Source organism: Pseudomonas sp. B7(2017) (genome assembly GCF_002112745.1).
Lineage (GTDB): Bacteria > Pseudomonadota > Gammaproteobacteria > Pseudomonadales > Pseudomonadaceae > Aquipseudomonas > Aquipseudomonas ekonensis.
Genome location: NZ_NEIP01000038.1, coordinates 1 through 2812, shown reverse-complemented (window position 1 = coordinate 2812; position 2812 = coordinate 1). Strand labels below are relative to the sequence as shown.

At 49.9% G+C, this 2812-nt stretch carries 1 protein-coding gene; it reads right to left on the bottom strand.

Annotated features, from left to right (window positions below; all coding sequences use genetic code 11):
• Window positions 1-2745: DUF6531 domain-containing protein (locus CAG29_RS27970; RefSeq protein ID WP_139831540.1), on the bottom strand; the 2745-nt coding region annotated here is incomplete at its 3' end.
• Between the last annotated feature and the right edge of the window lie 67 nt (window positions 2746-2812).

The following is a 2812-nucleotide window of genomic DNA, read 5'->3' as shown; positions in this document are numbered from 1 at the left end:
GCGCAATTGGCTGCCGTCCGGGTTGATGCGGCGGCTGACCAGGTGCAGGTTGTCGGCGTACTCGTAGCGGGTGATGCGGCCGAGTTCGTCGCGTTCGGCGGTGACGCGGCCGTAAGGGTTATAGCTGAACGCGCGGATAGCACCACCAGGCAAAGTGATTTGGGCAAGGCGGTTGGCGGCATCCCAAACGAACTGAGTAATTGCCCCAGTTTCATCCTGTCGAGTAATTTGCCGGCTCAGAGAATCGTAACGATATTTGCGTTTGCCCCCATCCGGCAGATGTTCCTCAAGCAGCTCACCGAGATCGTTCCAGCCCAACTTATGGCGGCCACCGTCCGGGTGTCGAATTTCCAGCAGACGCCCCTGAGCATCATAGATGTACTCGGTGATATGACCATCCGGGTCTACTTGTTGAGTAATGTCACCTTGATCATTTCGTTGGTACCGCCAGATTGAGTCGCCGCGGCGAACCTCTGAAACAAAGCCGTTAGTGTAGTCATACACTGTAGGCGTATCCTCAGGTGGGATAAGCGCCTCCAGACGGCCGGCCTCGTTGTATTGGTATTCAGTAACTGCGCCCAGCGGATCTTTTTCAGCGACTAGTCGACCTTTTTCGTCGTATGCCTTCAGGCGCTCAGCGCCGTCTGGATCGATTTGGCTAATCAACCTGGCTTGGTCATCGTGAGTGTAGACTTCTTCACTGCCATCAGCGTTGGTAACAGTGACGCTTCCTTTTTCATCCCACGCGTAGCGAGCATCCATTTGAGTGAAGTTTGCCCAGTGGTGCGTGCAACGCGACGATTTGCCTTCGTTTTCCCACTCCCAAAAGAAACTCGCGCCGCCGGCTAACTGACGCTCGAGAATCACATGCTGATCGTCATAAGAATAACGCTCACTCTCGCCCGCAGCATTTTTAGCTTCTATGAGACGACTTTTCTCATCGTAACGATAAGTGACGAGAGTTTGGATAGTGCTCCAACTCTCTTCTAGGTTATCTGCCGGACGGAATTGTTGATAGTCAACGGCAATAATGTGTTTTCGGTCATAACGCAGCAGCAAGGCACGACCTGCACCATTGTCGATGCGCTTGATACGGCCATGAATATCTCGGTTGATGTGCAGACGGTTACGATATCGGTCACTGATAGCAATCAGCGTGGCGCCTTTACTGTCATATCGGAAGTGATAAAACAGCGGGCGATCCCCTGCTTGTGTGAGTACAAGCTCAGATGGATCATCGCCTATAAATATCGCCGCTTTGGCCAGGCTATTGGTGATTGCCGGCCGCTGGGCGTTAGGTAGGGGGAAAGTCGTTATGCGGTTTTCATGGTCAGTCCATATTACGTCTTCCGAAATAACCTCGACACGCTGAGCCAGCGCATGGCTCCAGCCATGGCCTAGGCCGCAGTCGATTTCCACCGCACTGGTTCGATAAAGACGAGTCCATTCAAAAGGGAACAGTCCATTCAGTTGTCCATCAGTGAGCGTTAACAGTTCCTCACCGGTGACCATTGAAACAGGGCAACCGTTTACGCAGGTTTCTCTGGTGCATGCGACATTCTTATCGTCATGGCTGGTCGACTGTTTCGATTTGTCATCGACATGCTCGGGTCGACTGACTTTAGCGTGATCTTGCCTATCCCAGTTTACTCTTACCTTGCCTTTTTCAAAGGTGCCTGCGATTGTGCGGGTAGCAACACGTTTATATTGATCAATCATGTCCGCAAAGGTTTTCAATATGCGGATGATGGATTTTATGAAGCCCGTGACAGTCTCGACGACTCTTGCGCCATAGTTGATTAGGCGGGCGCCCAAATATGCAATGCCAGTACCCTCGGCAGCGAATGTCAGTACGATAGCGAAAACGATATCGATAAGAATCGTTACTGCTATGCTGGACAGTTGCTCAGAGAATTTTCCAGAGATGATACTGGGCGGTAGTTGAAGCAGCCATAAAGCGGTGGTTTTAATAAGCAGGAAAAGAACTGCTTGGTCACTCGCCAGCAGCATCAATTTTTCCATCGCTTTGGGCGTTTCTTTTGCGAGCTTGAGTAAGTCGGCAGCGCTTTGGCCAATTTCGCCGGCAAATTTTCCGGGGTCTTTTAGTATTTCGAAAAATCGCTTAACGCCATCGAATGCCGATTTGATTGCATTCCAGCCTCCCTCTAATGTTCCTTTTAGTTGCGCGAAGTATGCTGATACTAATGTTTCTTTTGGCCAGAGTGGTCTGTAGGTTTTCCACTCCTTGTCAAGCCAGTCATTCAGTTCTTTTGTGAAATTGTCATATGAGTTGAATAGGTCGCTAAGCTGACTCTTGGTGACACTACTCTGCACCCGGACATAGTATTTTTTTCCAGGAGTGCCTTTGAAAATCCCTTTGCCTTGATCATCTAGTGTGACAGGTACAGGATTGCCACCTTCCTTAGGGGTTACTTCAACAGTGATGTTTCCTACGGGAATGTCGTGAACCGAGACAAACTTACTCTCAATCAGCAATCTGCCGTCTTTCGGGCACTGCGCAACTGTAGACTCGAACGCATTGTCGGTCACACTGACGGTTTTGTTAGAATTTCCAAGTTTTATGGATCTGTTCATCCCGAAAAGTGCAGGTCTATCGAAAAACTCTCTCCCTTTGCCAAGCCACTCGGCAAATGAAGACTCAGTAAGACTGCGGTATTGCTTTAAACTATCGGGAAAAACCTTAAGTTGCTCATCAATGAACTCAATGCGTTCCTTTGCGATCATCAGCCTTGCTCCAGAATCAGGTGGTTTAACAGTGCTTCTTTAAGGTTGTCCGGAGCATCCGGGCGAC